At 63.4% G+C, this 23096-nt stretch carries 21 protein-coding genes and 2 tRNA genes; 17 read left to right on the plus strand and 6 right to left on the minus strand.

Going from position 1 to position 23096, the window contains the following annotated elements:
• Positions 1–3 precede the first annotated feature (3 nt).
• The 3 genes from N7568_RS13245 to N7568_RS13255 all read right to left on the minus strand — a co-directional run bounded on the left by N7568_RS13245 (position 4) and on the right by N7568_RS13255 (position 2812).
• On the minus strand, positions 4–798 hold the full coding sequence (locus N7568_RS13245; protein ID WP_261610270.1) for an ABC transporter ATP-binding protein: 795 nt from the start codon (positions 796–798) through the stop codon (positions 4–6).
• 112 nt (positions 799–910) lie between these two features.
• Positions 911–1624, minus strand: coding sequence for a response regulator (locus tag N7568_RS13250; protein WP_261610271.1), 714 nt, complete (start codon positions 1622–1624; stop codon positions 911–913).
• Positions 1625–1627: 3 nt separating this feature from the next.
• On the minus strand, positions 1628–2812 hold the full coding sequence (locus N7568_RS13255) for a sensor histidine kinase (RefSeq protein ID WP_261610272.1): 1185 nt from the start codon (positions 2810–2812) through the stop codon (positions 1628–1630).
• Between the two features lie 124 nt (positions 2813–2936).
• Here N7568_RS13255 and N7568_RS13260 point away from each other — a divergent pair, with 124 nt between their 5' ends.
• From N7568_RS13260 to N7568_RS13305, 10 genes are all read left to right on the plus strand, one after another.
• Positions 2937–3989 (plus strand): 3-isopropylmalate dehydrogenase, encoded by a 1053-nt coding sequence (locus N7568_RS13260; RefSeq protein WP_261610273.1) that lies wholly within the window; start codon positions 2937–2939, stop codon positions 3987–3989.
• A 119-nt stretch (positions 3990–4108) separates the two neighbouring features.
• On the plus strand, positions 4109–5221 hold the full coding sequence (locus N7568_RS13265) for a branched-chain amino acid aminotransferase (RefSeq protein WP_261610274.1): 1113 nt from the start codon (positions 4109–4111) through the stop codon (positions 5219–5221).
• A gap of 356 nt (positions 5222–5577) precedes the next feature.
• Entirely contained in the window at positions 5578–6378 is an 801-nt protein-coding gene (locus N7568_RS13270; RefSeq protein ID WP_261610327.1) for an MBL fold metallo-hydrolase, read from the plus strand.
• A 23-nt stretch (positions 6379–6401) separates the two neighbouring features.
• Positions 6402–7178, plus strand: coding sequence for a fumarylacetoacetate hydrolase family protein (locus tag N7568_RS13275; RefSeq protein WP_011775161.1), 777 nt, complete (start codon positions 6402–6404; stop codon positions 7176–7178).
• Between the two features lie 123 nt (positions 7179–7301).
• Positions 7302–8822 (plus strand): glutamate--tRNA ligase, encoded by a 1521-nt coding sequence (gene gltX, locus N7568_RS13280; RefSeq protein ID WP_261610275.1) that lies wholly within the window; start codon positions 7302–7304, stop codon positions 8820–8822.
• 14 nt (positions 8823–8836) lie between these two features.
• On the plus strand, positions 8837–9574 hold the full coding sequence (locus N7568_RS13285) for an HAD family hydrolase (RefSeq protein WP_261610276.1): 738 nt from the start codon (positions 8837–8839) through the stop codon (positions 9572–9574).
• 126 nt (positions 9575–9700) lie between these two features.
• Positions 9701–9772: transfer RNA gene (locus N7568_RS13290), tRNA-Gln, on the plus strand.
• Positions 9773–9900: 128 nt separating this feature from the next.
• Positions 9901–9973 (plus strand) — tRNA-Glu (locus N7568_RS13295).
• Between the two features lie 98 nt (positions 9974–10071).
• Positions 10072–11862, plus strand: coding sequence for a dynamin family protein (locus tag N7568_RS13300; protein WP_261610277.1), 1791 nt, complete (start codon positions 10072–10074; stop codon positions 11860–11862).
• Positions 11859–13478, plus strand: coding sequence for a GTPase (locus N7568_RS13305; RefSeq protein ID WP_261610278.1), 1620 nt, complete (start codon positions 11859–11861; stop codon positions 13476–13478). Before N7568_RS13300 ends, N7568_RS13305 begins: the two co-directional genes overlap by 4 nt.
• Here the strand turns inward: N7568_RS13305 and N7568_RS13310 are convergent.
• A complete protein-coding gene (locus N7568_RS13310; protein ID WP_261610279.1) occupies positions 13475–14011 on the minus strand; it encodes a DUF1697 domain-containing protein in 537 nt (178 codons plus the stop codon). The two genes, N7568_RS13305 and N7568_RS13310, sit on opposite strands and share 4 nt — an antisense overlap.
• A 1-nt stretch (position 14012) precedes the next feature.
• On the minus strand, positions 14013–14732 hold the full coding sequence (locus N7568_RS13315) for an IclR family transcriptional regulator (RefSeq protein ID WP_261610280.1): 720 nt from the start codon (positions 14730–14732) through the stop codon (positions 14013–14015).
• A gap of 134 nt (positions 14733–14866) precedes the next feature.
• Here N7568_RS13315 and leuC point away from each other — a divergent pair, with 134 nt between their 5' ends.
• The 6 genes from leuC (at position 14867) to N7568_RS13345 (ending at position 21444) form a co-directional block, all read left to right on the plus strand.
• On the plus strand, positions 14867–16318 hold the full coding sequence (gene leuC, locus N7568_RS13320) for a 3-isopropylmalate dehydratase large subunit (protein ID WP_261610281.1): 1452 nt from the start codon (positions 14867–14869) through the stop codon (positions 16316–16318).
• 9 nt (positions 16319–16327) lie between these two features.
• Positions 16328–16936 (plus strand): 3-isopropylmalate dehydratase small subunit, encoded by a 609-nt coding sequence (gene leuD, locus N7568_RS13325; protein WP_261610282.1) that lies wholly within the window; start codon positions 16328–16330, stop codon positions 16934–16936.
• A gap of 209 nt (positions 16937–17145) precedes the next feature.
• Positions 17146–18471: a UDP-N-acetylglucosamine 1-carboxyvinyltransferase gene (gene murA / locus N7568_RS13330; protein ID WP_159702251.1), complete on the plus strand. Its 1326-nt coding sequence runs from the start codon at positions 17146–17148 to the stop codon at positions 18469–18471.
• Positions 18472–18482: 11 nt separating this feature from the next.
• A complete protein-coding gene (locus N7568_RS13335; RefSeq protein WP_261610283.1) occupies positions 18483–19256 on the plus strand; it encodes a lysophospholipid acyltransferase family protein in 774 nt (257 codons plus the stop codon).
• Positions 19253–20305 carry an NAD(P)H-dependent glycerol-3-phosphate dehydrogenase gene (locus N7568_RS13340; protein ID WP_261610284.1) on the plus strand — a complete coding sequence of 351 codons (1053 nt, stop codon included), beginning with the start codon at positions 19253–19255 and terminating at the stop codon, positions 20303–20305. Before N7568_RS13335 ends, N7568_RS13340 begins: the two co-directional genes overlap by 4 nt.
• Complete coding sequence (locus tag N7568_RS13345) at positions 20305–21444, plus strand: D-alanine--D-alanine ligase family protein (RefSeq protein WP_261610328.1); 1140 nt, start codon at positions 20305–20307, stop codon at positions 21442–21444. The genes N7568_RS13340 and N7568_RS13345 overlap by 1 nt, the downstream gene beginning before the upstream one ends.
• 4 nt (positions 21445–21448) lie before the next feature.
• On the opposite strand, the gene N7568_RS13350 is transcribed toward N7568_RS13345, so the two are convergent.
• On the minus strand, positions 21449–21958 hold the full coding sequence (locus N7568_RS13350; protein ID WP_261610285.1) for a DUF3515 domain-containing protein: 510 nt from the start codon (positions 21956–21958) through the stop codon (positions 21449–21451).
• A gap of 122 nt (positions 21959–22080) precedes the next feature.
• Between N7568_RS13350 and N7568_RS13355 the strand changes: the two genes are divergently transcribed.
• The gene (locus N7568_RS13355; RefSeq protein WP_261610286.1) at positions 22081–23094 is read left to right on the plus strand and encodes a thiamine-phosphate kinase; all 1014 of its coding nucleotides are present in this window, start codon (positions 22081–22083) and stop codon (positions 23092–23094) included.
• Positions 23095–23096 lie beyond the last annotated feature (2 nt).

Here is a 23096-nt window from a genome sequence, read left to right on the forward strand (position 1 = left end):
GCCTCAGGCCCCCAGCTTGCCGAGGGCGGCCAGGACCGAGTCAGCCGTGGGGTCGTGGATCTCGCCCACCAGTCCACCGTCGCTCATCAGCACCACACGGTCGGCGTAGCTGGCTGCAACGGGATCGTGCGTCACCATGATGATGGTCTGTCCCATCTCCTGGCTGCTCCGACGGAGCAGCGCAAGGACTTCGCCGCCGGCCCTGGAATCGAGGTTGCCAGTGGGTTCATCACCAAACACGACGTCGGGACGCGTCAGCAGTGCGCGGGCTACGGCCACGCGCTGTTGCTGGCCCCCGGAAAGCTCATGGGGTCGGTGCTTCAGGCGGTCCTTCAGGCCGAGGGTACTGACAACGGTATCCAGCCATCCGGCGTCGGCGGTGGTTCCCGCCAAGGCCAGCGGCAGCGTGATGTTCTGCTCGGCTGTCAACGTGGGCACCAGGTTGAATGCCTGGAAGACAAAGCCGATGCGCTCCCGCCGGAGCGCAGTGAGCTGACGGTCATTGAGTCCCGTGAGTTCCGTGCCACCCAGCACGATCCGTCCGGAGTCGGCCGTATCAAGGCCGGCAAGGCAATGCATCAGGGTCGACTTGCCCGAACCGGAGGGCCCCATGATGGCCGTGAACTTGCCGGCATCGAAGCTCACCGACACTTCATCCAGGGCCTTCACGCGGGTATCGGCACGTCCATAGCTTTTGGACAAGGAGAAAGCCTCAACGGCGGGGCGGGCCTGTGCGGCGTCCGATCCTGTGGGACGGTCGGTTCCAGACGGGTGGGGGAGAGGCGTGAATGTTGTCATGGTTCCACGCTATGCAGCAGACGGGCACTCCTGGATCGGGCCGTGGGTCCATTGTCCGGCAGGCAGGCTCATACCCTGGTCTGAGCACGGCGCCTGTCCGGCACGTAAATTTCTAGGCGCCGGGGGCCACCACGCCTGTCTCGTACGCGATGACAACCACCTGCACCCGGTCCCGCGCGCCAAGTTTGGCCAGGATATGCCCCACGTGGGTCTTCACCGTGGCTTCGGACAGAAACAGGCCGGCAGCGATCTCGGGGTTGGATTGTCCCTGCGCGATCAACTGGAACACTTCACGCTCGCGGGCTGTGAGCCGCTCCACAGCGGCTGCGTGTTCACTCTGCCCGGCGTTCTGTGTCCTGAGGAGGGGTGCCACGTGGTCCAGCAAGCGGCGGGTGGTTGACGGTGCAATGACGGCGTCTCCGCGGTAGACGGTGCGGATGGCCTCCAGGAGTTCTTCGGGCGGCGCATCCTTCAGGAGGAAGCCGCTGGCTCCTGCCTGGATTGCGGCAAGGGCGTACTCATCGAGATCGAACGTGGTGAGCACGACGATCTTTATGTCGGCCCGTTGGGAGCCGGCGGGCTGTTCCGCTGCTTGCTCGAGAATGCGCCGGGTTGCTTCTATGCCGTCCATCCCGGGCATGCGGACATCCATCAGGACCACATCGGCGGCGGTGGCGCTCAAAGCCTGGACTGCCTCAATCCCGTTGCCTGCCTCGGCAACGACTTCCAGGTCCGGCTGGGAATTGATCAGCATGCCAAAACCCGAACGGACCAGGTGCTGGTCATCAACCAGGGCCACCCGAATGGGAACAGGAACTTCAGACATGGTTTAGGCCTCCGAATACGGGATGAAAGCGGACACGCGGAAACCGCCGCCCTGTTCAGGGCCTGCGTCCAATGAACCATCGTAGAGCGAGACGCGCTCGCCCATTCCCCGCAGGCCGTTACCGCCTCCTGCCGACGGCGGGTCAGCAGCGGCGCCCCGGCCGTCGTCGACGATGTCCAGTTGCAGGCCGCGGGCCTGCCACGTCAGGGTGACGGCCGCCGTCGCCTTCGGCCCGGCGTGTTTCATCACATTGGTGAGGGCTTCCTGGATGATCCGATAGGCAGTGAGCTCGGCGCCGGCGGGTAGAGCGCGGCGCGGTACACCGCTTTGTTCAAACGTGACTTGAAGCGTGGCAGCGCGGAAGCCGAGCAGGAGCTCGTCCAGATCTGAAAGCCGGGGTTGCGGGCGGGTGGGTGAGTCGTCGTCGGAGCGGAGGACCCCCAGCAGCCTTCGCATTTCACCCAGTGAGTCCCTTCCCGTGGCGGCAATGGTTGCCAGCGCTTCGGTGGCGAGTTCGGGCTTGGCGGCGGCTGCATAACGGGCGCCGTCCGCCTGGGTGATGATGACTGACAGCGAGTGGGCCACGATGTCGTGCATTTCACGCGCGATGTGGGAGCGTTCGTCGGCAGCGGCCAGTTTCCGCTCCTGCAACTGTTCCACTTCCATCCGACGGGTACGGTCTTCCAGCGCCTGGAGCTGCAGCCGGCGGACGCGCGTGAGGTCGCCCAAGGTCCAGCTCACCAGCACCAGCATCCAGATCAGGACCGTGTAGAGCGTTCCGATGGTGAGCCCCATGATCCCCGACTCGGCAGTACTGGAATATTCGCGCGTGGTCAGCATGATGCCACCCAGCATGCCGGCCACCAGCACCGTCCGGCTGGCCCAGGCCGGTCCGTAGGCGGCGGTTGCATAAATGACGAGCGGGACTGCGATCTGGCCCGCGACCGGCTCGGCGCCCACTGCCCATTGAATGAGGCATACAAGAATGACGACGCCGGCGGCCACGGCGGGGCGCGTGCGTCGCCATGCGAGGGGCAACAGGAGGCTGCAGGACAAGAGAAAGAGCCCTGGTCGATCTGCGAGCAGATAGACCGGACCGAAGAGGAGGATCAGCAGGCACGTTGCCGTCATGTCCACTGTGAAGCGGTTGATCCGGAACCATTCGTATATAGCGTGCCTTCTGTCCACGCTAAGACTCTATGCGCTCGGAAGCGCCCCGGCATCATGCCGTGGTCTGACGTCCCGGACGGTTTGGTGTTCGCAGAATGAGACGATTTTGACCAGCATGTGGATTGCTTGGCTAGATAGACCTATGAGTGCAACGTCCATCAATCTCGCTGTCATCCCGGGCGACGGCATTGGCCCCGAGGTCATCGCCGAAGCCGTCAAGGTCCTCGAAAAGGCTGTCGCCGTAGAAGGCGTCTCCCTTGAGCTGACCAACTACAAGCTAGGTGCCCAGCACTGGCTGGAGACCGGCGAGACCCTTCCGGACGAAGTCCTGGCAGACCTGCGCACCCGCGATGCCATCCTCTTTGGTGCTGTGGGAGCGGCCCCCGGTGACACGCGGATCCCCTCCGGGATCATCGAACGCGAGATGCTGCTCAAGCTCCGATTCAGCCTGGACCACTATGTAAACCTGCGTCCGTCCCGCCTCTACGGAACGGTCGGCAGCCCCTTGGCGAACCCCGGCACCATCGACTTCATCGTGGTCCGCGAAGGTACCGAAGGTCCCTACGTGGGCAATGGCGGCACCCTGCGCGGCGGCACTCCCCACGAGGTGGCCACCGAAGTCTCCCTCAACACTGCCTACGGCGTTGAGCGCGTTGTCCGTGACGCCTTCCGCCGTGCCAGCGAGCGTCCGCGCAAGCATGTCACGCTCGTCCACAAGCACAATGTGCTGGTTTTCGCCGGACACCTGTGGAAGCGCACGGTAGAGGCCGTGGCCCAGGAGTTCCCCGAGGTCACCCACGACTACCTGCACATCGACGCCGCCACCATCTTCATGGTGACCGACCCTTCACGCTTTGATGTCATCGTCACCGACAACCTGTTCGGAGACATCCTCACCGACCTCGCCGCTGCCATTACCGGCGGTATCGGCTTGGCGGCATCGGGCAACATCAACATGGACCGCACAGCACCCTCCATGTTTGAACCCGTCCACGGCTCAGCTCCGGACATCGCCGGTCAGCAGAAAGCCGACCCCACTGCGGCCATCCTCTCCGCAGTGCTCCTCCTGGACCACCTTGGCTACACCACGGCGGCCCGAAAGATCGAGGCGGCAGTAGTCGCCGACGTCGAGAGCCGTACCGGCGAGCCACGCAGCACAGCTGCCATTGGTGACGCTATTGCGGCGGCACTTTAGGCCCAATACTCAGGCGTAAGCTTGTGTTGAATTATTTACCTGCTTCCCTGGTCCATCGCTGAACCACACCCTTTTTGGGGCCCGGTTCGCCCTGCCAGGTAGCTGACTGTGGAGGAAACATGACTCAGACTGCCCATGGCGTCGAATTCAGCCAGCAGCTTTCGGAAACACCGAAGTCTGCTGAGGAGCGTGCAGCCGTCCTGGCGAACCCAGGCTTCGGCGATTACTTCACCGACCACACCGCCGTCGTCGACTACAAAGTTGACGCCGATGGCAATGGCGGTTGGCAGAATGCCCGGATCGAGCCCTACGGACCCATCTCCCTGGACCCTTCGGCCGCGGTCCTGCACTACGGCCAGGAAATCTTCGAGGGCCTCAAGGCCTACCGTCACGCTGACGGTTCCGTCTGGACCTTCCGGCCCGAAGCCAACGCTGCGCGCTTGAACAAGTCCGCGCGTCGCCTCGCCCTCCCGGAACTGCCCGAGGAGTACTTCCTGGGAGCCATCCGCGAACTCGTGCAGGCTGATAAGGAATGGGTTCCGTCCGGCGACGGGGAAGCCCTGTACCTTCGTCCGTTCATGATCGCCACGGAGGCGTTCCTCGGTGTCCGGGCTGCCCGCGAGGTGTCCTTCCGCGTCATCGCTTCCCCTGCCGGCAACTACTTCGGTGGAGAACTGAAGCCGGTCTCCATCTGGATCTCCCGTGAATACGCACGCGCAGGCCGCGGCGGTACGGGCGCAGCGAAGTGCGGCGGCAACTACGCAGCCTCCTTGATCGCACAGCAGGAAGCCGAAGCGAACGGTTGCAAGCAGGTCCTCTTCCTGGACCACTTCAATGACGACGCCGTGGAAGAACTCGGCGGCATGAACGTCTTCTTTGTCATGAAGGACGGTTCGCTGGTCACTCCCGCCCTCAGCGGCACCATCCTCGAGGGCGTCACCCGGATGTCCGTTATCCAGGTGGCCAAGGACATGGGCCGCGAGGTCTCCGAACGCAAGATCACCCTCGACGAGTGGCGTGACGGCGTGGCTTCCGGTGAAATCGCCGAGGTCTTCGCTTGTGGCACTGCAGCCGTGATCACCCCGATTGGTGTCCTCAAGGATGCCACCGAGTTCATCGGCTCAGCTGACGCCAAGGCCGGCGAGACCACCATGGCCATCCGCGAGCAGCTTCTGGGCATCCAGACCGGCAAGGTCGAGGACCAACATGGCTGGCTGACCCGGCTGGTCTAGTCTTTAGGACTGTCTGACACAACTGAAAACGCACGACGGCGGCCTTTCCTTGGTAGACAAGCGGAAGGGCCGCCGTTCTGCTTCCCGCATGCTCTCTCACCTCTCGTCGCTTTTTTGCGGATGCTCTCTCACCAATGGGCGCCTTTTTGCGGATGCTCTCTCACCTCTCGTCGCTTTTTTGTGGATGCTCTCTCACCTCGTGTGGGAGGCGCTCTAATCGGCGACGACGGCACTACAGCCGGGTGACGGCGTCGGGCCTTTTGAGGGTGGTTTGGTGAGAGAGGGATGGCTGGATGGGGGTGATTGGTGAGAGAGCGTCGCTTCGGTGTCAAGATGGGACAGTGACTTCAGAATCAATGGCGACCGCAGGCAACTCTCCAAGCGACGGCGACTCTTCCCTGCAGCGCAGCAGCGACCTTACTCGCTTCCGGTTGGCTCCCAACCCGGGGCCGATGAGTCTGGACGGTACCAATTCCTATGTCATTGGGGAGCCAGCCTCGGGCCACGTGGCTGTGGTGGACCCGGGCCCGGAAGACGAACAGCACTTGACGGTGTTGGCAGCGGCAGGCGTTGTGGACGTTGTGCTCATCACTCACCGGCACGCCGACCATACCGAGGCGTCAGCGCGTTTCCATGAACTCTCCGGGGCGCCGGTCCGCGCGGTATTGCCTGAGCACTGTCACGGCGGCGAACCTCTCACGGACGGTGAAGTCCTGATGGCTGGAGGCGTCGAAATCCGAGTGGTGGCGACCCCGGGCCATACCTCTGATTCGGTCTGCTTCCACCTCCCCGGCGACGGCCCGCATGGCTCGGTCCTGACAGGCGACACCATCCTGGGCCGCGGCACGACGGTTCTGGATTATCCCGACGGCAGGCTGGGGGACTACCTTGCGAGCTTGGATCGTTTGGAAGCCTTGGGACCCGCGATCCTCTTGCCCGCGCACGGCCCGGCGCTTGCGGCTCTGGATGAGAAATGCCGCGAGTACCGCGCCCACCGGGAGCAGCGCCTCGACCAGATCAGGGCAGCGCTGGAAAACCTGGGGCAGGATGCCCCGATCGCTGCGGTGACCGATGCCGTATATCCCGACGTTGACCCATCGGTCAGGTGGGCGGCCGAGACTTCCGTCGCAGCGCAGTTGGATTACCTTCGCAGCTAGGGCCTGACTGTAGGCTTGAGCCCATGCGTATCGCCCGGTTTGTAGTTGATTCTGATCCCCTTTACGGCGTCGTTGAAGGCGAGCCCGGCAGTGAGGAAATCACTGTCATCAACGGCGACCCCTTCTTCAACGGTGTTGAACGTACCCATGTGAAGCACAAGCTCGAGGACGTGCGGCTCCTCGCGCCCATCATTCCGCGCAGCAAGGTCATTGGCGTAGGCCGGAACTTTGCCGAGCACGCCGCCGAACTCGGCAATGAGGTTCCGCAGCAACCACTGCTCTTCCTCAAGCCCAACACCTCGGTGATCGGTCCCAACGATCCCATCATCCTTCCCGAATTCTCGGAGGAGGTTTCCTTCGAGGCCGAGCTCTGCGTTGTCATCGGCCGCATCTGCAAGGACGTTCCCGAGGACCGCGCGGATGATGTCATCTTCGGCTACACCTGCGGCAACGACCTCACTGCCCGCGACGTCCAAAAGACCGACCTCCAGTGGGCCCGCGCCAAAGGCTTCGACACCTCGGCGCCGCTCGGCCCGTGGATCGAAACCGAGCTCGACCATGAAGACCTGTCCATCCAAGGACGCCTTAACGGTGAGCTCCGCCAGGACGGCAGCACCAACCAGATGATCCGGGGCGTCCGCGAGCTCGTTTCGATCGTTTCGCACGCCTTCACCCTGCTCCCGGGGGATGTCATCATGACCGGCACCCCGGCCGGCGTCGGCCTGGTCAGCGAGGGCGACCGCTTTGAGGTGGAGATCGAAGGCATCGGCCGGCTTTCCAACCCGGTGGTCCGCCGCTAGGCGCCCAGCCACACGCCAGTCCTCGACGGCGGCGCGCGCCTTTCATACGAAAGGTGCGCGCCGCCGTCGGGCGCTTCCAGCCGGAAAACCAAAGCGATGCCAAGCGGTAAAGTTGGAACCACTATGACTACTGCTTCTGCGTCGAACGCTGCCCCCAGCGCCATCCCTGCCGTCAACGCCGAGACTCCGGTCCGCGTCCGTTTCTGCCCGTCACCCACGGGAACGCCGCACGTTGGCCTGATCCGCACCGCCTTGTTCAACTGGGCCTATGCGCGCCACACCGGTGGCAAGCTGATCTTCCGCATCGAGGACACGGATTCTGCCCGTGACAGCGAAGAGAGCTACCACCAGCTCTTGGATGCCCTCAAGTGGCTGGGCATCAACTGGGATGAGGGCGTAGAGGTTGGCGGACCGCACGAGCCATACCGGCAGTCGCAGCGTGGCGATATCTACCAGGACGTCATCGCCAAGCTCAAGGACGGGGGACACGTCTACGAGTCCTACTCGACCCCGGACGAGATCGAAGCCCGCCACAAGGCAGCCGGCCGTGATCCGAAGCTGGGCTACGACGGCTTTGACCGCCACCTCACGGAAGAGCAGCTGGCCCAGTTCAAGGCCGAAGGCCGGGAAGCTGTACTGCGCCTCCGCATGCCGGACGAGGACCTGACGTTCAACGACCTGGTCCGCGGCGAGATCACGTTCAAGGCCGGCTCCGTGCCCGACTTCGCAGTGGTCCGCGCCAATGGTGCCCCGCTGTACACCCTGGTCAACCCGGTGGATGATGCGCTCATGGGGATCACCCATGTGTTGCGCGGCGAGGACCTCCTGAGCTCCACCCCGCGCCAGATCGCACTGTACCGCGCCCTGTACGCCATTGGCGTTGCGGAGTACATGCCGGAATTCGGCCACCTTCCGTACGTGATGGGCCAGGGCAACAAGAAGCTTTCCAAGCGTGACCCCGAGTCCAGCCTGTTCCTGCACCGCGAGCGTGGCTTCATCCCCGAGGGCCTCCTCAATTACCTGTCCCTGCTGGGCTGGTCGCTCAGCGCAGACGAGGACATCTTCACGGTGGAGCAGCTGGTGGCCAACTTCGACATCCACGATGTCCTGGGCAACCCCGCGCGCTTCGACATCAAGAAGGCAGAAGCCATCAACGGAACCCACGTTCGCATGCTCGCCCCCGAGGATTTCAAAGAACGCCTGGTTCCCTACCTCCGCGCTGCCGGCTTCGTGGGGGAAATCCTCACGCCGCGGCAGGAAGAGATCCTGGCAGAGGCAGCTCCGCTGGTTCAGGAGCGTATTACCCTCCTGGGCGAGGCTCCCGAGATGCTGGCTTTCCTGTTCAAAGCCGACGATGCCATTGACGTTGCCGATGATGCCCGCAAGGGACTCCCTGCCAACCTGGAAGAGGTCCTGGACGCTGCCTTGGCTGCGCTGGAGCCTATCGATGAGTGGAACGCCGAGAACATCCAGACGGCGCTCAAGCAGGCCCTCGTGGAAGATCTGGGCATCAAGCCCCGGGCCGCGTTTGGACCCGTGCGAACGGCCATCTCAGGCCGCCGTATCTCCCCGCCGCTGTTCGAGTCGATGGTGATCCTCGGCAAGGATTCCTCACTGGCCCGCGTTCGCGCTTTCCGCGGCTAGCAACGGAAGCAGTCATGGCTATCGCAAGTTCTTTCGGCACGATCCGCGGTGTCCTGTTCGACATCGATGACACCCTGGTGGACCTTGAGTACGCCATGACAACGGCACTGCGCGACGTCAGCGAACATCTCCTGCCCGGCCTGGACCAGGCCGGGTGGGTGAAGTTCGGGCGTATCTTTACGCACGAAACCACTCACTTCTACGACCGTTACCTGGCCGGAGAGTTGACGTTCAACGAGCAACGACTGCTCCGCGGCAGGGCTGCTTTGGGACACTTTGGCGTGGAGCTCGACGACGGCGAGGATGCGCAGGCTTGGGTTACCGAGTATCACCAGCGCCAGACGGCGTACGTGCGGGCCTTTGACGATGTGGAAGGAGTGCTGGACGCACTCGATGCCGCGGGCGTCCCCTATGGAGCCGTCAGCAATAACGTGCACGACTACCAGCGGGCCAAGCTGGACGGCGCCGGCCTGTCAAGGATCAAAATCCTGGTGGGAACGGACACGGTGGGCGTGCCCAAACCGGATCCGGCCATCTATCTTGAAGGTGTGCGCCTCCTTGGGACACATCCGGGGGAGACCCTCTACGTTGGCGATAACCGGCTCCTCGATGCCGACGGTGCAACGGCAGCCGGCCTGGTGGGAGTGTGGCTTAACAGGACCGGGGAAGTAGTGGAAGAGTTCAGCGGACGCCAGGTGGATTCCCTCTCGCGGCTTCTGGTGGCGGCTCCCAGCAGCGCCAGATCCATGTGATGCAGGTAACGGCTTCCCGATTTGTGCAGGTGGCAAGACTCCGGTAGAGTCATTACTCGTGCTGAGGGGCACGGAGGGAAAAGCTGAGGGAAACTGAAGCGGGGAACTCCGGTCCAAAAGTCACTTTGGGATATGGTGTAATTGGCAACACTACGGTTTCTGGTACCGTCATTCTAGGTTCGAGTCCTGGTATCCCAGCTCTGAAAATCCGCGTGAATACGCTGGAAATTCGGAACCTCCAAGCCGCTGAAGCGATTTGGAGCGAAGCTGAAAGTATGAAATACTCATTCAGCTTGATCGCCGGAAACGGCGACAAAAAAGTGCAAGGCCCCATCGTATAGCGGCCTAGTACGCCGCCCTCTCACGGCGGTAACGCGGGTTCGAATCCCGCTGGGGTCACAATGAATCCCCCGGAACCCATGTTCCGGGGGATTTCTTTTTGCCCTTTGCGCGCTGCCCGGCGCTCGTGCCCGGGAACTGGCTGGCATGATGATGCTGTGACTGCAAACCAAGACCCCGCAAAGGCGGAGACCCCCGTACCGCCTCCCGCGCCACAAGGTGCGGCGGCCGCCGTCGACACCTTGGAAGCTGCCCGTGCGGAACTTGCGGCCACCACGCTTCCGCTCGCCGTGCCGGAAGCGCAGGAAGCCCGCCAGTGGATCCGTGAATCATTGGCGCAGCTCGACGATTACGTCATTCCCCGGTACCGCAGCCTGGATGCTCCACTGCTGGCCGTGGTGGGCGGTTCCACGGGGGCGGGAAAGTCTACGCTGGTCAATGCCCTGATCGGCTACCCGGTAACCCGTGCAGGCGCCATCAGGCCCACGACGCGCCAGCCCATTCTTTTGCACCACCCGCAAGACTCAAGGTGGTTTGAAGGCCACAGGATACTTCCAAGTCTGAAACGGATCCGCGGGACTGTTTCAGCCAGTCCGGTGCCGGCCAACCAGGCAGGTGCCGCCCCGGATGCGCAGGCGATCACCTCTTTGGTGCTGCTGGGACACGATTCTGTCGCTCAGGGAATCGCGCTTCTGGACGCGCCCGACGTCGACTCGATCTCCGATGACAACCGAAGGCTGGCAGGACAGTTGCTGGCCGCAGCCGACCTCTGGGTATTCGTTACCACGGCAAACCGTTACGCCGATGCCGTCCCCTGGCGGCTGCTGCTGGACGCGGCCTCGCGGGACATCACCGTTGCCGTGGTCCTGGACCGGGTACCACCTGCCGCCGAAGACGAAGTGAGGACCGACCTTCAGGCAATGCTGGACCGTCAAGGGCTCGGTGATGCGAAGCTCTTCGTCGTCCCGGAAAGCGCCTTGGATGCGTTCGGAATGCTCCCTGCGGAGTCTGTGGCCCCCTTGCGTCAATGGTTGGGAGCCCTGGCCGCCAATGCGGCGGGAAGGGCGGATGTCGCCAGGCGGACACTCAACGGAGCCGTGAAATCAGTCAGCGTCCGTTTGGAAGGAATCGCCGCCGCCGCTGCGGCGCAGGATGCGGCCGCCCATGAACTCCAGGCGATCTGCGTAGCGGAGTATGAGCAAGCGCTCTCGCGGATTCTTGAGGCGACCAAGGACGGAGCACTCCTGCGTGGTGAAGTCCTGGCACGGTGGCAGGACTTTGTGGGGACTGGGGAGTTCTTCCGGGCTGTCGAACAGAACATCGGCCGTTTCCGCGACCGCGTGGGCGCCTTTTTCCGTGGAGAGCCCGCTCCCGCGGTTAAGGTCGAGACGGCCATCGAGACCGGGCTGCAGGCCGTGATCCTGGATGAAGCCGCCAACGCGGCAGAAAACGTGGACAGGCGATGGCGCCTGGATACCGCGGGCCGTCAACTCCTCGGCGCCGATGACTTGTCCGGAACCAGCGACGGCTTCGATGCGAAGACCGCTGCTGCCATCCGGTCCTGGCAGGAGGGCCTGATGGAGATGATCCGCACCCAGGGCCAGGGGAAACGGACCCAGGCCCGGTGGTTGTCCTTCGGCGTCAATGGGCTTGGTGCCGCGCTCATGGTGGTGGTGTTCTCGATGACTGCGGGCTTGAGCGGCCTGGAGATCGGTATCGCCGGGGGAACGGCAGTGGTTGGCCAGAAGCTGTTGGAAGCGGTGTTCGGCGAAGATGCGGTCCGCCGTTTGGCCCAGCAAGCAAGGGATGACCTGCACACTCAATGCCAGCGGCTGCTTGACGATGAGCGGGAACGGTTCTTCAGCCGGCTCGAGGCTGCCCATCCCAGCGCCGGCAACCACTTGGCCGGGCATGCCGAGGCGCTGCGCCGGCTGGCGGATGCTGCATGAGCCGCCACAGCCAGGTCCGCGAGTCTTCCCAGCTGCAGCGTCGCCTGGAGTCGCTCAACACCGCCCGCGAACTCGCCGAGGGGGTACTTCCCGATCAGGAATTGCAATCCGTCTACGACATCCTGGAGCGTGCTGCGTCCCGCCGGTCGTTGTCCGCAGGACACACGGTAGTGGGCTTTTTCGGGGCCACGGGCAGCGGCAAGTCGTCGTTGTTCAACGCAGTGTCCGGCAGCGGGCTGGCCACTGCGGCTGCCCGACGCCCCACAACCTCCCAGCCGCTGGCGGGAATTTGGGGCGAAGACGGCAGTGGACCACTGCTCGACTGGTTGGATGTCAAGGAACGGCACACGCTGCCACCCGTTCCGGGCCTTGCCGATGAGGGCAGCGGACTCGTGCTTCTGGACCTCCCGGACTTCGATTCCACACGGGTGGAAAACAGGGAAATAGTCCAACGCATGGCGGGCATGGTCGATGTCCTTGTGTGGGTGCTGGACCCGCAAAAGTACGCTGACGCCGCGGTGCACAATGACTTCCTTCGACCCATGGCTTCCCACGGCGCCGTCACCTTGGTTGTGCTGAACCAGGTGGACACGCTGGGTGCTGCCGATGCCTCTGCTGTGATGCAGTCCTTGGAGGAGATCCTGGCTGGCGACGGCTTGGACAAGGTCCGTGTTGTGGGCGCGTCAGCGTTGACGGGCGCTGGCGTCGATACTGTCCGGGGTGCCATCAGGAACGTCGTTGTCCAGAGGGAGGCAACAACCCAGCGCCTCGCGGCGGATGTAGCGAAGGCTGCCGCTGGGCTCGCACGCGCCTCCGGCGACGGTGAAGCCCGCGGCATCAAGGGAAGCTCGAAGGCGCGCCTCGCCTCGGAACTTGCGACGGCGGCAAACGTACCGGTTGTGGTGGATGCCGTCGAGCGATCCTTCAAGAGGGAGTCAGCCAAGAGGACGGGGTGGCCCGTTACGCGGTGGCTATTGCGTTTCAGGCCGGACCCCTTGCGCAGGCTGAACCTCGGCAAGGCGGATACCCTGCCTGAACTCAGCCGGACGTCCTTGCCTCCGGCCGGTGCACCCGAGCGTGCACGGACGGATGCCGCTGTCAGGGATTTTGCGGATGATGCGTCCGCGGGCGCTCCCGGTCCGTGGCGCGCAGCCATCCGTGGGGCCGCACGGGAGGGCCGCGAACAGCTGCCCGATGCGTTGGATCAAGCTATTGCCGGTACGGACCTGAAGGCGACGAAGCGTCCCCTGTGGTGGATTCTTTTCAACACCCTGCAATGGCTTGCGCTTCTGCTCGCAGTGGGTGGCCTTGGATGGCTCGGTGTGCTGGCCATCCTTGGCTACTTCCAGATGCCAGTCCCCGAGGTGCCACGAACGGAGGGGTGGCCGTGGCCCACGCTCATGGTCGCTGCAGGAGTCGTGTTGGGCATTGTCCTGGCGATTGCCGGGAGGATCCTGGGCGGTTGGGCGGCCAAAGCCCGTGCATCCGGCGCAGCCAAGCGGTTGAAGGCCGCGGTGGCAGCGGTGGCCGGGCAGAGAATTGTTGATCCCGTTGACGTGGAAATCACGCGGTTGAAAGCGTTTAATGCGGCACTGAAGGCTGCGCGCCAGACTTAAAGTGCCGCTGCTGCGTCCCGGACTTTGATCAGCGTGCGGAGGTTCCTGGTTGTGGTGCTTGCCTTGTAGCGGGCCTTGGCCGAGAGCTTGCTGAAAGGGCTGTCCAGCGTGCCGCCGGCCGGGGCCAGCCATGCCGAGGCTTCCGGCCCAAGGCGCACCTGCTCCACATCCTCAAGGCCCTCGCCTGCCTCAAAGAGTTCATCCAGCATCGCGGTATCGGAGGCCAGGGTGATGTAGCTGTGGGTGGATTTGTCGTCAGCCGGGTAGGGGCAGGCCTCCACGAGTTCGGCCACCCTTGCTGATGCGAGGACCACCACCCAGGCGTCGTAGCCGAAGGTCTTCCGCAGGCACTGCTCGAACTGCGCCTTGACTTCTTGGGCCTTGAGCTCGCTCTGCAGCACGACGTTTCCGCTGGCCAGGAGGGTTTTGACCTTGGCGAACGGGTAGTCCTGAAGGGCAGCCTTGAGGTCGGCCATCTTGATGTTGATGCCGCCCACATTGACGCCGCGGAGGAACACTGCGTAGCTGTTCACGCTAGTCGTTGTTCTTCCGCAGGGCATCCGTCAGCACCCGGGCGGCGTTGCAGACCACTTCGGCGTGCAGGCGGCCCGGCTGGCGGGTCAGCCGCTCAATGGGCCCCGAAATGGACACAGCCGCAATAACTCGGCCGGAGGGGCCGCGAACGGGTGCGGAAACCGAGGCGACCCCAGGCTCGCGTTCGCCGAGGCTCTGACCCCAGCCCCGGCGTCGTACTCCTGCCAGGACGGTGGGCGTGAAGCGGGCATTCTGGAGCCCGTCCAGGAGGCGGTCGTGGTCCTCCCACGCCAGCAGGACCTGGGCGGCGGAGCCGGCCTTCATGGACAGCTGCGTGCCCACCGGGATGGTGTCGCGCAGGCCGATGGGGCGTTCGGCCGACGCTACGCAGACGCGCCAGTCACCCTGCCTGCGGAAGATCTGGGCACTCTCTCCCGTTGCATCGCGCAGCTGGATGAGGACCGGACCGGCAGAGGCGATAAGCCGGTCTTCACCGGCAGCGGAGGCGAGCTCCACCAAGCGGCTGCCCAGGACAAAGCGTCCTTGGATGTCGCGGCTCACCAACCTGTGATGCACCAAGGCCAGCGCGAGCCGGTGAACCGTAGGCCGGGCAAGCCCCGTAGCCGCTACAAGTTGTGCGAGTGTCGTAGGCCCGGCCTCGAGGGCATCGAGTACTTGGGCCGCTTTGTCAATGACACCGACTCCACTAGAATTGTCCATGTAATGATATTGCCGTCTCATTATCTGAGATGCAAGTTGTTTCACTGGCCTATTTCACAACCGTCCTGCTTCAGTAGATGAAGAACAATTCAAGTGGATGGCCTACATCCAACCGCAGTGAAGGGAGCAAGGCCGTGGGAAAGACACTGGCCGAGAAAGTCTGGGATGCGCACGTAGTGCGCAAAGGCGAAGGCGAAGGAGCCAATGCCCAGCCCGACCTTCTCTTCATCGACCTGCACCTCGTCCATGAAGTGACTTCCCCGCAGGCATTTGAAGGCCTGCGGCTGGCCGGCCGGCCTCTGCGCCGCGTCGACCTCACCATTGCCACGGAGGACCACAACACTCCGACGCTGGACATCGACAAGCCAATCGCCGACCTGACGAGCCGCACCCAGATTGAAACCCTGCGCGCCAACTGCAGGGAATTCGGCGTCCGCCTCCACTCGCTGGGGGATAAGGAACAGGGCATTGTGCACGTCGTGGGACCGCAGCTGGGCCTGACCCAGCCAGGCATGACGGTGGTTTGCGGCGACTCCCACACCTCAACCCACGGCGCCTTCGGGGCGCTGGCCATGGGAATTGGTACATCCGAGGTTGAACACGTCATGGCGACACAGACGCTGTCCTTGAAGCCGTTCAAGACCATGGCCATCAACGTTGAAGGCACCCTGCGTCCCGGCGTCACCGCCAAAGACATCATCCTGGCCGTTATCGCCAAGATCGGCACCGGCGGCGGACAGGGGTACGTCCTGGAATACCGCGGTTCCGCAATCCGTGCGCTGTCCATGGACGCCCGCATGACCATCTGCAACATGTCCATCGAAGCCGGCGCCCGCGCCGGCATGGTGGCTCCGGACCAGACCACCTACGACTACATGGAGGGCCGTCCCCACGCACCGGAAGGCGCGGACTGGGATGCCGCCGTCGAGTATTGGAATACCCTCCACACCGACGCCGATGCGACCTTCGATGTCGAGGTTGACCTGGACGCCGACACCCTGGAACCGTTTGTCACCTGGGGTACCAACCCTGGGCAAGGCGTCTCCCTCTCAGCCAAGGTCCCGTCTCCGGAAGACTTCGGCGACGAAAACGCCAAGGCTGCTGCCGAACGTGCCCTCCAGTACATGGGCCTGGAAGCAGGTACGCCCATGAAGGACATCCGCGTGGATACAGTCTTCCTGGGATCCTGCACCAACTCGCGCATCGAGGACCTTCGCGCCGCTGCTGACATCATCCGGGGACGCGAAAAAGACCCCAAAGTCCGCATGCTGGTGGTTCCCGGATCGGCGCGTGTCCGGTTGGAAGCCGAAGCCGAAGGCCTGGACAAGGTCTTCAAGGAATTCGGTGCCGAGTGGCGCTTCGCCGGATGCTCCATGTGCCTCGGCATGAACCCGGACCAGTTGGAGCCGGGGGAGCGTTGTGCATCGACGTCCAACCGCAACTTTGAGGGCCGCCAGGGCAAGGGCGGCCGCACACACCTGGTCTCTCCTGTGGTGGCCGCAGCCACGGCCGTGCGCGGCACGTTGAGCTCGCCGTCGGACCTTGAGTCCGCTCCTGCAGGCACATTGACCGGAATCGCAGTCTAGGAGGATCCCATGGAAGCTTTCACTACCCACACCGGCATCGGCGTGCCGTTGCGCCAGAGCAACGTGGACACCGACCAGATCATCCCCGCTGTATACCTTAAGCGCATCACGCGCACAGGCTTCGAAGACGCCTTGTTCGCCGCCTGGCGCAAGGATGAATCCTTCATCCTCAACCAGGCCCCGTTCAGCGCTGGCTCCGTGCTGGTTGCCGGACCCGATTTCGGCACTGGATCATCACGCGAGCACGCAGTCTGGGCCTTGAAGGACTACGGCTTCAAAGCCGTCCTGTCCTCCCGTTTCGCCGATATTTTCCGGGGCAACTCCGGAAAGCAGGGGCTCCTCGCAGCCCAGGTGGCACAGGACGACATTGAACTGATCTGGAAGGTCCTGGAAAACCACCCGGGCACTGAGGTGAAGGTGGACCTGGTCAGCAAGACCGTGGAGTGCGGCAACATCGTGGCTCCGTTCGATATTGACGATTACACCCGCTGGCGCCTCCTGGAAGGCCTCGATGACATCGGCCTGACTCTTCAGCACGAAGAAGACATCACCGCATACGAGGCCACCCGTCCGTCCTTCAAGCCGAAGACGCTTCCCGCGAAAGTTGATGCTGGATAACTCCATGTTTTAGTGGCGCAACTATGCGGAAAAAGGACCGGTGGGCCCCGTTTGAGGGTGCTTGCCGGTCCTTTTTCGTCAACGTTCAACTGATGCATGAGACCCTGGCCGCCGGGTGCGTCCATTTCGGTTCGGTAACGCGAGCTTCTATGCTTAGCTGGAGCCTTTGTAAGTTTGGGGGGCGAGTAGTCGTGAGGAAACCGGTATAGATGAGTAGTGTTCTGACAATCCGCGGTGGGGTCCCGTTAACTGGACGAGTGACCGTTCGTGGTGCCAAGAACCTGGTGCCCAAAGCCATGGTGGCGGCGTTGCTGGGCAGCGAACCATCGGTGCTGAGGAACGTGCCGGAAATCAAGGACGTAGAGGTTGTCACCAGCCTGCTGCAGCTGCACGGTGTGACCGTTGCGAAGGATCCGGTCACGGGGGACCTCACCTTGGACCCCAAGGATGCCAAGACGGCCTCCAGCACGGCCATTGACGCCCATGCAGGCGATTCCAGGATTCCCATCCTTTTGTGTGGACCCCTGATCCACGCCATCGGTGAAGCCTTCATCCCTGATCTGGGCGGCTGCAAGATCGGCGACAGGCCCATTGACTACCATTTGAACGTGCTCCGCCAGTTCGGTGCAGTGGTGGAGAAACGCCCAGGCGGCATCCACATCTCCGCCCCGCACGGTCTCCATGGAGCCAAGATCTCCCTTCCGTATCCGTCGGTTGGTGCCACGGAGCAGGTTCTGCTCAGCGCAACCCGCGCCGAAGGCATCACGGAACTCATCGGGGCGGCAACTGAGCCCGAGATCATTGACCTCATTGCGGTCCTGCAGAAAATGGGCGCCATCATTAGCGTCCAGACGGACCGCACCATTCGGATTGAGGGTGTCAAGGACCTTCGCGGATACAACCATCGTGCGCTCCCTGACCGCAACGAATCAGCCTCCTGGGCTTCCGCTGCCTTGGTTACCCGAGGCGACATCTTTGTTGAGGGTGCTTCGCAGCGGGACATGATGACGTTCCTGAACACGTACCGCAAAGTGGGCGGAGGGATGGATATCGGTGACGACGGTATCCGTTTCTACCACCAAGGCGGCAAGCTCTCCCCGCTGGTCCTGGAGACGGACGTGCACCCCGGCTTCATGACGGACTGGCAGCAGCCCCTGGTGGTTGCGCTGACCCAGGCTGAGGGAGTTTCGATTGTTCACGAAACTGTTTACGAGAACCGCTTCGGGTTCACTGATGCCCTGGCCCGGATGGGTGCCAACATTCAGGTTCACCGCGAGTGCTTGGGCAGTGTGCCGTGCCGGTTCGGACAGCGGAACTTCCTGCACTCCGCCGTGATTTCGGGCCCGACGCCGCTCCGGGGCACCGACATCGACATCCCCGATCTCCGTGGCGGCTTCAGCCACCTCATCGCGGCCTTGGCTGCTACGGGCACCTCCCGTGTCACGGGCATCGACATCATTAACCGCGGTTACGAGCGCTTTACCGAGAAGCTGGCCGGCTTGGGCGCCGATTTCGATATCACCACCACCAAGTAGCGGGGGATCCTTTGAAGGAATCGGCCAAGAGCCGTGCCACGTTCATGCTGCTGGCGGGCCTCGCGCGCCCGTTGATGAACATCCTGATGGCCAAGAAGTGGGAGGGCCTCGAAAACCTTCCATCCGGTGGCTTCATTGCCGTGCCAAACCACTGCACCGAGATCGACCCCGTCGTGATCGGGCACTTGGTGTACAACCAGAAGCGTCCGCCGCACTTTCTGGCGAAGACGGGCCTTTTCAAAGTCCCAGTGCTGGGAGCCTTGCTCCATGCGACGAGGCAGATCCCGGTTGAACGCTCGACGGCGGGAGCGAACCGCTCGCTGCAAATCGCCAAAGAGGTTGTGGATGCCGGCGGCGCCATCATCATCTATCCCGAGGGAACCCTGACCCGGGATCCCGATCTGTGGCCCATGAAGGGACACACGGGTGCCGCCAGGCTTGCCCTGCAGACAGGTGCCCCCGTAGTGCCAATGGCACACTGGGGTGCACATGAAGTCTTCCCGCGCTATGCCAAGCGATTCCACATTTTTCCGCGCAAAACGGTACGCGTCGTGGTGGGCAAACCAGTGGACCTCAGTGCCTTTTCCGACCGGCCGATGGACCGCGCCACGCTGACTGAGGCAACAGAAGTCATCATGGACGCCATCACGGAACTCCTGGCCACCCTGCGCGATGAGCCTGCCCCCGCCGAACGGTGGGATCCGGCTGTTCATAAGCAGTCCAAGCATGGCCGCTTCGTTGAGCGGGGATCCTCTGACGCGCCGGAACCGGAGGAGGGCAAATGACCACACTGCAAGGCCCGGTAGACGCGCCGGACATCGTGGCCGTGTTGGGCGCAGGATCGTGGGGCACCACCTTTGCCAAGGTCCTGGCAGATGCTGCTGAAGCCACTGGCGCTAAGCGCACCATCCGGATCTGGGGACGTCGCACCGAAGTCGTGGAGCAGATCAACTCTTCGCACCGCAACGAGCAGTACCTGAAAGACATTGAACTTCCGGCGTCCGTCAGTGCATCCACAGATGTGGCAGAGGTACTCAAAGACGCCACGTTGGTGGTCCTCGCGGTTCCGGCCCAATCCCTGAGGCCGCAACTGGGTGAGTGGAAACCGTTGCTGGCGCCCGATGCCGTGGTTGTGTCCCTGATGAAGGGCTTGGAACTGGGTACGGACGCCAGGATGAGCGAAGTCATTGCGCAGGAGCTTGGCCTCCCAGCCTCGCGGGTAGCTGTCGTTTCCGGCCCCAACCTTGCGATGGAAATCGCAAGGGAACAACCAACGGCCTCCGTTGTGGCCTGCAGTGACGCGGACACCGCGGCTGCGATTGCCCTGTGCTGCACGGCACCGTACTTCCGGCCCTACACCAGCACCGACGTTGTGGGCGTGGAAATCGGTGGGATCGTCAAGAACGTGATCGCGCTTGCCGTGGGTATCTGCGAAGGCCGTCAGATGGGTGACAACACCAAGGCTTCCGTCATTACCCGCGGACTCGCCGAGACCTCGCGCCTGGCCTTGGCACTCGGCGGGGAAGCGCACACCATGGCTGGCCTCGCAGGCCTCGGCGATCTCGTGGCTACTTGCTCATCCGCCCTTTCGAGGAATCACACAGCGGGCCGGCTGCTGGGCGAAGGGCTCAGCCTGGAAGAAGTGGCCGAACATATGACCCAGACCGCTGAAGGCATCAAGTCCGGTCCTGCCGTTCATGAACTCGCTGGCAAGTTGAATGTCGAAATGCCCATCACAGCAGCCGTTGTGGCGGTGCTTGAAGGCAGAATGTCCGTTGATGACCTGGGGCCGCGACTGCTGGCCCGGGCACTGAAGTCCGAAGGCGACTACTGATAGTGACTGAAGAAACCACCAACAGCGCAGGCGTCCGTCCGCGCGTAGCGATCCTCTTTGGCGGGCGTTCCAGTGAACATGCCGTCAGTTGCGTCACGGCTGCCGGTGTCATGGGGGCCATCGACAAGAACAAGTACGAGGTCATTCCCATTGGCATCGCCAAGTCGGGTCAGTGGGTGCTGGCGTCGGGCGACACCAGCCAGTGGTCCTTGAGCTCCGCTGCGCTTCCTGAGGTAGCACCCTCGGGCAAGACTGTGACCCTGGCCGAAGTCGGTGGAGCACATCAGCTCATCGTGACCGAACCCAACGCCGTTCCCCAGGAGCTGGGGTCCGTGGACGTTGTCTTCCCGCTCCTTCATGGTCCATGGGGCGAGGACGGAACCGTCCAGGGCCTTCTTGAATTGTCGGACACCCGCTATGTGGGTGCCGGTGTCCTGGCCTCCGCGGTCGGCATGGACAAGCACTTCATGAAGGTGGTCTTCGAAGCCGCCGGACTGAACGTAGGTCCCTACATCGCTGTTACGGACCGCGAATGGCTCACGGATGCCGAGGCTGTCCGCAAGCGCGTGGACAAACTGGGCTTCCCGGTGTTCGTCAAACCCGCGCGGGCAGGTTCATCCATGGGAATCTCAAAGGTGGATTCGATGGAGGAACTGGACGTCGCGGTTGAAGAAGCCCGTCGCCATGACCTGAAGCTGGTCATTGAAGCCGGCATTGTGGGCCGGGAGATCGAGTGTGCCGTTCTCCAAGGACGCGGCACAGACACGCCGCGGACCTCCATGCCCGGTGAAATCGCCGTGGCCGTTGGGGAGCACCAGTTCTACGACTTTGCGGCCAAGTACGTTGACGATGGTGCCGCAGCGCTTAGCTGCCCTGCCGACATGCCGGACGAAGCCATCGCCCGTGTGCGCGAACTTGCAGCCGTCGCCTTCGATGCCGTGGGAGCCGAGGGCCTCAGCCGCGTCGACTTCTTTTACACCCCCGCCGGCGAACTGATCATCAATGAGATCAACACCATGCCTGGCTTCACGCCCAAAAGCATGTACCCGCAAATGTGGGCAGCATCCGGTTTGGCCTATGGCGAGCTGATCGACGAGCTCATCCACCTGGCGCTGACGCGCAAGACGGGTCTTCGCTAGAGCACTACTGTGTGGTCGGCAGGTTCTGCAGGTCTTCTTGTCCTACGCACTTGCCGGTCGGCTTGATCTTGCCGACTGCGGCCGCAAGTTCAGTCAGGACTGTCGCGGAGCTGATGTTTGCTGCCTCCAGCTTGACCGGGTCTATCAGGATCTCGGTGGCTGGTTCGCGGCCAAACGTGGTCAGGGTGTAGACAGGATCGCCTTCCTTAATGACCCAGTCGATGTCATTGACGCTCACGCATCTGTCGGTCGTGGGACCGGGAACGTTCACCCCGCATCGGAGGATGACCTGCGACGGTTCACCCCATGCCGCGGTGGCCTGGCTGTTGGTCTTCCGGAGGGTGGCACTACCGATCTGGTCCGGCAGGGCCACCATCATGGGGGCACAGGCGGGATTGGCGGCGTCGGCAGCAGCCGTAACGTCAACGGTGGGGGAACAGGCCGACAAAGCGAGGACGGATGCAGAGGCCAGGGAAACGGCCAGGGCAGTCCGGCGGAGGGTCTTGTGGTGCATCCATCCAGCCTATCCCGCATGTCCGGCCCGGCAGATTCGCGTAGCGAGGGTCACATTCCTGCCGCTCCCGGGGTGACTGTCCGCAGCGCTGTTTTGTCAGGGGATCGCGATAGCGTAGAGCCGTGCCTGCAGAACAGTTGACCGTCCAAGACCTTTCGGAGTCCGAGCTCCTTGCCCGGATCTTTCCGCGCCTGAACCACAGCCCGGGTGTTTTGTTGGGACCCGGCGACGATGCTGCCCTTATCGCGGCGCCGGACGGCCGCACCTTGATCTCCATTGACACCCAAACCCAGGACCAGGACTTCCGGCTTGAGTGGAACAACGGCTACCGGACCACGGGGTACGACGTCGGCTGGAAGGCCGCTGCTCAAAACCTCAGCGACATCAACGCCATGGGAGGCAGCGCCACCTCCCTCGTGGTCAGCTTGACCATGCCGCCCGCCACGCCCGTCGAATGGGTTGAATCGTTTGCCGACGGCCTCACCGCGGCAATTGTGGGCCTGGGTGCCCCGGACTGCTCCGTTGCCGGCGGAGACCTCGGCAGGGGCCGCGAACTCGCGGTGACCGTCGCCGTCGTCGGAACGCTTGCGGGGGTGGCGCCGGTGCTGAGGTCCGGCGCCACACCAGGGGACGTCGTGGCGGTTGCGGGGACCTTGGGCCGGGCTGCGGCCGGGTGGGCGCTGCTGGAGAGCAATGTGCCCCTGGACGGCCTTGCAAAGGAGTTGACGGAGTTGGTGGACTGCCAGTGCAGGCCCCAACCACCGCTGGCAGCAGGACCTCTGGCCGCGCGTGCAGGTGCCACCGCCATGATGGACGTGTCCGATGGCCTGCTTCGCGATGGCGGCCGAATGGCCGGGGCCAGCAACGTGGTCCTGGATTTTGATCCGGTGGCCCTCAAGAAGCACGCCCAGCCGCTGGAACGGGCAGCTGCGCTCCTGGGCCGGGAGGCGATGCCCTGGGTTCTGGGTGGGGGAGAAGACCATGGACTGCTTGCCACCTTCCCAGCGGGAATTCAGCTGCCGACCGGCTTCACTGCGATAGGCTCAGTTCAAGCCGTTGTCGAGCCGCCAGGCAGCGGCGTCCGGATCGCCGGGCAAGCTGCTGACACCGTTGGATGGGATCACTTTGCAGACTAAGA

It is taken from the genome of Paenarthrobacter aurescens (assembly GCF_025421775.1).
GTDB lineage: Bacteria > Actinomycetota > Actinomycetes > Actinomycetales > Micrococcaceae > Arthrobacter > Arthrobacter aurescens_B.